Origin of the sequence: Pseudomonas crudilactis (assembly GCF_013433315.1) — a bacterium.
Classification (GTDB): domain Bacteria; phylum Pseudomonadota; class Gammaproteobacteria; order Pseudomonadales; family Pseudomonadaceae; genus Aquipseudomonas; species Aquipseudomonas crudilactis.
Genome location: NZ_WXVV01000040.1, coordinates 20,214 through 27,844 on the forward strand (window position 1 = coordinate 20,214; position 7,631 = coordinate 27,844).

General features: G+C 58.8%; 5 protein-coding genes. 1 reads left to right on the plus strand and 4 read right to left on the minus strand.

Features of this window, described 5'->3' with window-relative positions:
- Nucleotides 1-153 precede the first annotated feature (153 nt).
- Nucleotides 154-3,258, plus strand: a complete 3,105-nt coding sequence (locus tag GTU76_RS29440; RefSeq protein WP_180700229.1) for a membrane-targeted effector domain-containing toxin — start codon at nt 154-156, stop codon at nt 3,256-3,258.
- A gap of 89 nt (nt 3,259-3,347) precedes the next feature.
- Here the strand turns inward: GTU76_RS29440 and guaA are convergent, their stop codons facing one another.
- From guaA to GTU76_RS29460, 4 genes are all read right to left on the minus strand, one after another.
- Nucleotides 3,348-4,925, minus strand: a complete 1,578-nt coding sequence (guaA, locus tag GTU76_RS29445; RefSeq protein WP_016984358.1) for a glutamine-hydrolyzing GMP synthase — start codon at nt 4,923-4,925, stop codon at nt 3,348-3,350.
- Nucleotides 4,926-5,024: 99 nt separating this feature from the next.
- Nucleotides 5,025-6,494 carry an IMP dehydrogenase gene (gene guaB / locus GTU76_RS29450; protein WP_007916845.1) on the minus strand — a complete coding sequence of 490 codons (1,470 nt, stop codon included), beginning with the start codon at nt 6,492-6,494 and terminating at the stop codon, nt 5,025-5,027.
- A gap of 117 nt (nt 6,495-6,611) precedes the next feature.
- On the minus strand, nt 6,612-7,160 hold the full coding sequence (locus tag GTU76_RS29455; protein WP_016984359.1) for a sugar ABC transporter ATPase: 549 nt from the start codon (nt 7,158-7,160) through the stop codon (nt 6,612-6,614).
- Between the two features lie 120 nt (nt 7,161-7,280).
- A partial coding sequence (locus GTU76_RS29460; protein ID WP_180700230.1) for a TSUP family transporter occupies nt 7,281-7,631 on the minus strand: 351 nt, incomplete at its 5' end.

The window sequence follows — 7,631 nt, forward strand, 5'->3', positions numbered from 1 at the left end:
GCCCGAGACAGCCGCTGCCCTGCCCTCGGGAGCCGTTGCTCAGCCGGATCACGCCATCCGTCGGCCTTGCAGCAGGCAATACATATGTAGTGCATCGCTCTTGAGCCGTTCGGTCATGCTTGATTCTCGTTTTCCCCATGGATGGAGAAGTACATGAACGCTCCCGAACGCCGTCTGCTGCCGAACGCAGCTGACAAGGCCAGCCTCAGGGCAATCGCTACATCACTCGTGCAGGCTTGCCCCAGCCTGCTGGAGGCGGCCCGTGAGGTCGCCCTTCAATTGCTGATCGACAAAGGACTGCCGGGCCTTGATCCGGACCGTGTCTATTTCCACCGATTCAGGGCCGCGCAGAGCAGCAACCTGACCTTCACCGGCTGGGAACATCTGCTGGAAAAGCCCTATGAATCGTTGACCCTCACCCAACTGGTAATCCAGCGCTTTCGCGCCACCGATCAGGACAATGCCGATCTGCTGGGGCTGTACTGCGGCTTTTACGCAGACGGGCCGCAGGCCGACAACTTCAATCAGGACAATGAAATTCGACTGCTGGGCAGCGATGTGCTGCAGGCGTTCTGGAATATCGATTTCAGCACCCGCTACACCCAGCGACTGACCACTTACTGGCAAACCTCCTCGCACCATTTCCGAACACTGGCCAAATGCAATTTTCTCAGCCTGGCAGTACAGGCGCTGCAACAGGGCCACCTTGACGGTACAGACTTTCAACGCGTAATCGATTCGGTCATCGGCTCCGTGACCTGGCCTGTCACCCTGCAAATGCTACAAGCCACGCACCCGGTGGGCGCTCATGTACGCGCGCTGGATCTCGATGGGCACGTCGCCACCCATGCGCTGCGTTTCGTTGAGGACAATGGTCGGCAAACCCTTTACTTACCCGGCGAAGTGCAACCCTTTCGGCTGATGGAAGATCAAGCGGATCTGCACTGGTGGATGCTTGAACAGATGAATACGGAGGATAAGCGCAAGATCTTCATGAACCGCTTCTCCCTGGCCGACCGCAACCGGATGGGCGAAAAACTCAATGACCTGATGACTCGCCTGGTCAGCACCTGGGGTCATAGCGATCACCGGATGATCAACCACGGCAACGTCACCATCAGCGGTGACGCGTTCACCTGGTTAAGCGATTCGACACGCAGCGCCATGTTTGCCGAAGCAGACATGGCGCTGACCTCCAACAGCGATCTGCGCAAAAAACTCTGGATGGGTTACCTCAGTGCCGGTCTCAGGGTATTCGGCCCGATGGCAACCGTGGGATGGCCGCTGGCACTGCCGGTGATTGGCGCCGGTATCGCCAATATGGGGTTGAACATCGATCTGGCGGTCAACGGCAGGACGGCTGTCGAGCGCAAGGCCGGCACCCTTGGCGCGGTGCTCAACGGCATTGAAGCATTGTTAAACGTTCCGTTCCTGATCGGTACCGGCGTGCATCTGGAGGTGGGCCCGCAGGTCGAGTTTGCCGAAGCCGAAGAAATGGCCGGACTGATCGAATTCACCTCGGGCAACGATCCATTTCTGCCACCGCTGGATCAGGCGCCGTTGCTGACCACTGACGAGGAGACTGACGAGATGGCAAACGCAATTCCCATCGAGACATCACCCCGCCCCACGCTGCACGGTCCGCTCGCGCCACAGATTCCTGCCCGCTACCAGTGCAACGAATTGCTTGATCGTTTTTCTGTAGAGACCAAGTCCGGGAAGTTTCAAGGCATTTACCGACTCGGCAACGCTCAGCCCTATGCCATCGAGATCGAAGGCAACGCGTACTACGTGCGGTACTTCGACGCCTCCGGGAACAGTGGCAGTTGGGCCATCGTCGATCCGGAACACCCCAACCAGTTCGCGTATTCATTGCCAGTGCGTTTCAGCGCAACCGGCAAATGGGAGCGCACGCCGGCGCTGCGTCTCAGAGGCGGCGGGCAGTGCGTGGGCACGCCATGTGCGTCAGAAATCGAACTGACCTCGCAGGTCATCTCATCAACCCCATCGCCAGGCCTGCCATTGGTCGAACCGGTGCCATCCACTGCCCGTCCGCTACGTTTGGTGACCACCCTCGGTGAAATCGGAGAGCTGGACGTGGCCAAACTGAAAAAGTGGGCAATGAACCTGCCACAGGATTCTGCCGATATGGCGAACATCTCCCCAGACCATCCATCTGACGAAGAACAATTCACGCTGTTCTTCAGCCAAAAACGCACACGACTCCTGAACGAAGCCAAAGAGCATTACTCAGAGCTGGACTGGACCAATCTGCCTGCACGTCCGGTAATACCCGAAGTCAGTCACACGATGCCGACCGATGAGCTCATTGATCGCGTCTTCGAGAAAACGCTGGGGCTGGTAGTGGGAGAAACTCTCGATCGCATCACCAGCATGCGATTCATGATCAGCAACATGCCAGCATTTGCACGACACATCACGACGCTCTACGTGGGGGACCTGCTGAGCGATTTTGCCCAGATGGACCTGAACGCTTTCTACACGACCGGGCAAATGTCAGAGGATCTGCGGATTTATCTGGGCAGCCTCGGAACCGATCCTGACGAGACGTCCAACATCCTCGAACTGGTCAAGACCGCGCAGGCAAATGGCGTACGCGTTCAAGGCCTTGGTTGCGCGGCGATCTCCAAAATGAAAGTGCCGCTCACCTCGATTGAGGAGCAAATGATGAACGCTCAGCAGATGAACCGAATCATGTGGGGCGACGCACTCCTCAATCGACCGGGCAAATGGGTAGCTTTGGTCGATGCACAGAACACCAATAATTTCAGAAATCTGCCAGGCATCAGCGAACTCAGAGGCGGTATCGGCTTGCGTATCGAAGAATCCTCACCTTCGGAAGTGCCAGGAGTCAGCATCGACCCGGGAGTCAAGGTGGCTCGCGGGCCCTTCGACAATGGTGCATCGACCCGCAACTCGTTCGACTACCTTTACGCTGACCTGCGTCTGCAAATCGACGCGCCGCCGGTGATCTGGACAGAGGCGGCGCAGGCACGCCTGCTCCATCGCAATGGCATGTACCTCGTTGAGAAATCGCAAAACGGTTACACGCTGGTGCGGCGCGGCAGTACAGGCAGCATTGTTCGAACGCCGGTGAACCTGACGCAGGACGGCCAGGCTTATATCTGGCTTCAGTCAATGCCGCGCATTAGTGGCGTATTGTTTCCAGATATCGCAGCGTTATCTCAGCGCCTGATAGAAATAGGCCTGAAACTGCAAAGTCGCTTACCCACCTGAAAGGATTCGAGCGGCGATTGAAACGAAAAACCCCTGGCCTGGGCCAGGGGTTTTCGTTCACTCAATACCAGCTTCGACGCGCGGCAGGATCATTCCCACTCAATCGTCGCCGGCGGCTTGCTCGACACGTCGTAAGTAACGCGAGAGATGCCTTCGATTTCATTGATGATGCGACCGGAAACGGTTTCCAGCAGTTCGTAAGGCAGGTGCGCCCAACGTGCGGTCATGAAGTCGATGGTTTCTACGGCACGCAGGGCAACCACCCAGGCGTAACGACGACCGTCGCCAACAACGCCAACCGATTTCACTGGCTGGAACACGACGAAGGCCTGGCTGACCTTGTGGTACCAGTCGGCTTTACGCAGTTCTTCGATGAAGATGTGGTCCGCACGACGCAGCAGGTCGGCGTATTCCTTTTTCACTTCACCGAGGATGCGCACGCCCAGGCCCGGGCCCGGGAACGGGTGACGGTAGACCATGTCGTACGGCAGGCCCAGTTCCAGGCCTAGACGACGGACTTCGTCCTTGAACAGTTCGCGCAGTGGCTCGACCAGTTTCAGGTTCATCTCTTCCGGCAGGCCGCCCACGTTGTGGTGCGACTTGATCACGTGAGCCTTGCCGCTTTTCGCGCCAGCCGACTCGATCACGTCCGGGTAGATGGTGCCCTGCGCGAGGTACTTGATGTTGTCCAGTTTGTTCGACTGGGCATCGAATACGTCGATGAAGGTACGACCGATGATCTTGCGCTTCTTCTCTGGGTCGGCTTCGCCGGCCAGGTTGTTGAGGAACTGATCTTCAGCGTTGGCGCGGATCACTTTGACGCCCATGTTCTCGGCGAACATGGCCATCACTTGCTCGCCTTCGTGCAGACGCAGCAGGCCGTTGTCGACGAAGACGCAGGTCAGTTGGTCGCCGATGGCCTTGTGCAACAGCGCAGCAACGACCGAGGAGTCAACGCCGCCGGACAGACCCAGCAGCACGTTGTCGGTGCCGACCTGTGCGCGGATGTTGGCGATGGCGTCTTCAGCGATCTTCGACGGCGTCCACAGGGCTTCACAGCCGCAGATGTCGAGGACGAAGCGCGACAGGATGCGACCGCCCTGTTTGGTGTGGGTCACTTCCGGGTGGAACTGCACGCCGTAGTAGCCACGGTCGTCGTTGAACATACCGGCGATCGGGCAGCTCGGGGTGCTGGCGAGGATGTGGAAGTCTTGCGGCATCCTGGTGACCTTGTCACCGTGGCTCATCCAGACGTCGAGGCCGAACAGGCCGTCGGCGTCGATGTGGTCTTCGATGCCGTCGAGCAGGCGGCTCTTGCCGACCACGTCAACGCGGGCGTAACCGAACTCACGCAGTTCGGAACCTTCAACCTTGCCGCCCAGTTGCTCGGCCATGGTTTGCATGCCGTAGCAGATACCGAAAACCGGTACGCCCAGATCGAACACTGCCTGTGGGCAGCGCGGGCTGTCGGCGACGTGCACGGACTCGGGGCCACCGGCGAGGATGACGCCTTTAGGAGCGAATTCGCGGATCGCATCTTCGTCCATGTCGAACGGGTGCAGTTCGCAGTACACACCGATTTCGCGCACGCGGCGGGCAATCAGTTGGGTGTATTGCGAGCCGAAGTCGAGGATCAGGATGCGGTGAGCGTGAATATCGAGGGCCATGATTCAGTCTCGTCTAAGTCGTTCAGAAACAGTCGTGATTCAGAAACAACTCGGGGCTGAATCAAACAGCCCCGGTTGCTTACTTTATTGCTTGAAGGCTCAACCTACGCGGTAGTTTGGCGCTTCTTTGGTGATCTGCACGTCGTGCACGTGGGATTCGGCCATGCCAGCGCCGGTGATCCGCACGAACTCAGGCTTGGTGCGCATTTCTTCGATGTTGGCGCTACCGGTGTAGCCCATCGAGGAACGCAGACCGCCCATCAACTGGTGAATGATCGCGCTCAGGGTGCCTTTGTAAGGAACACGGCCTTCGATGCCTTCCGGAACGAGTTTCTCGGCGCCTGCCGAGGAGTCCTGGAAGTAACGGTCGGAAGAACCTTGAGCCTGGGACATGGCGCCCAGCGAACCCATGCCGCGATACGCCTTGTATGAACGGCCCTGGAACAGTTCGATCTCGCCCGGTGCTTCTTCAGTACCGGCGAACATCGAGCCCATCATCACGCAGGAAGCACCGGCTACGATGGCCTTGGACAGGTCACCGGAGAAACGGATGCCGCCGTCGGCGATCAACGGAACGCCAGTGCCTTCAAGGGCAGCAGCAACGTTGGCGATGGCACTGATTTGCGGGACGCCGACACCGGCGACGATACGGGTGGTGCAGATCGAGCCAGGGCCGATACCGACCTTGACTGCGTCAGCGCCTGCTTCGGCCAGAGCCTTGGCAGCGGCGCCGGTGGCGATGTTGCCGCCGATCACCTGCACTTCAGGGAAATTCTCTTTGACCCAGCGAACGCGGTCGATCACGCCTTTGGAGTGACCGTGCGCGGTATCGACTACCACGACGTCCACGCCAGCATTGACCAGAGCGGCAACGCGGTCACCGGTGTCTTTACCGGTACCGACCGCAGCGCCCACGCGCAGACGACCTTGATCGTCCTTGCTGGCCAGCGGGTAGGCTTTGGCTTTTTCGATATCGTTGACGGTCATCATGCCTTTGAGGGCGAATTTGTCGTCGACGATCAGCACACGCTCGATGCGGTGCTTGTGCAGCAGTTCGCGTGCTTCGTCCTTGCTCGCGCCTTCCTTGATCGTGACCAAACGCTCTTTCGGCGTCATCACTTCACGGACGGTGGCTTCCAGACGGCTTTCGAAACGCACGTCACGGGAAGTGACGATGCCGACCAGGTCGCCATCGTGCAGCACCGGAACGCCGGAAATGTTGTGCATGCGGGTCAATTCGAACAGGTCACGAACCGTGGCATCAGCCTCGATGGTGATCGGATCCTTGACGACGCCGGCTTCGAACTTCTTGACCTTGCGCACTTCGGCAGCTTGCTGCTCGATGGTCATGTTCTTGTGGATAATGCCGATGCCACCTTCCTGAGCCATGGCGATTGCCAGACGGGCTTCAGTAACGGTGTCCATGGCGGCAGAAACCAGAGGAATGTTCAGCTCGATGCCACGGGTAAGGCGGGTCTTGAGACTGACTTCGTTAGGAAGTACCTCGGAATAACCGGGCACTAGGAGAATGTCGTCGAATGTCAGAGCTTCTTGGCTGATACGCAGCATCGCGGGGGCTCCCGAGCGGGAAAATGGAAGCGCGCCATTATAGTCAGACACCCCCTGCTGTTCAATGTAAAACTCAGCTTAATATCAATGTTGCTGATGTACGGGAAATCCCCGGCCCTACAGCTCCACCTTGACCCAAGAGACAGGTTGATCGAGCCAATCGGCAAACTCATCGATAAAGCTTTGCTTGAAGCCCGCCTCCAGCCAGTTGTTGAAGATGAAACCGAGGTTGGAAAACGCGCACTCCTGCAAATACAGAAAGCCGTTGATATCGTCTTCATGCCCGCATTCGGGGCAGGTGAAGTTGTCGGTGCGACCCGGAAACCACTCTTCGAGGCTTTCGAACAGTGCTTCGCCAACTTCACGACGGCACTCGGCGCAACCGGCCTCTTCGAGAAAGCCCTTGGCCGGGGTGTAGATGCAGCGTTTGGTAACGATCTCCAGGCCGTTGATTGGCTCACCAAACGGCAGCGCTTGCGGGTGCAGGACCACAGCACGCGCGCCGTCGGCAATCGCGTAAGCCATGCGGTTGCCGGTGCGGCCACAAGTGCTCAGCTCTTCCTTGATGATGTTCTTGCGCACCAGCCAGCGCACGATCGCCCGGGCCCGGGGTTCGTGGACCGGCAGGGTGGAGATTTTCGGGACGATGATGCTTTGCGAATTCATGGAGAGTCCTGCGGTGTGGCTGCTGACGCCTTCGCGAGCAGGCTCGCTCCCACAATGGAATGCAAGCCTGCTCGCGAAGAGGCCCTAAAGGCCGGCAGCTTAATCCCTGACGAAATCCGGTCAAGTGCTGAGGTAGCGCCCGATCAACGCAATCCCGCTCGCCAGCACCAGCCACGTCACCAACCGCACAAACGCCTCGCGCGACAACTTCATGGTCAAGCGCCGCCCGATCCACAGCCCCAGCGCCATGGCCGGCAACAAACACAAGGCCAGCATCAACAAGGGTAGCTCGGCATACACACCGGCGATAGCAAACAGGCTCAAACGCACCACCGTGCTGCAACTGATCAGCGCACTTTGCGTGGCCCGCGCGGCGTCTTTCGGCAGCCGACTATTCAAATAGATCGCATAGAGAAAGCCGCCACTGCCAAACAGCGCCCCGAACAACCCGCCCACCGCCCCCATCGGCAC

Excerpts from the sequence above, each read along its gene's own strand:
- GTU76_RS29440 (WP_180700229.1), top strand. The coding sequence starts at position 154 with ATGAACGCTCCCGAACGCCGTCTGCTGCCGAACGCAGCTGACAAGGCC.
- guaA (WP_016984358.1), bottom strand. The coding sequence starts at position 4,925 with ATGGCCCTCGATATTCACGCTCACCGCATCCTGATCCTCGACTTCGGC.
- guaB (WP_007916845.1), bottom strand. The coding sequence starts at position 6,494 with ATGCTGCGTATCAGCCAAGAAGCTCTGACATTCGACGACATTCTCCTA.
- GTU76_RS29455 (WP_016984359.1), bottom strand. The coding sequence starts at position 7,160 with ATGAATTCGCAAAGCATCATCGTCCCGAAAATCTCCACCCTGCCGGTC.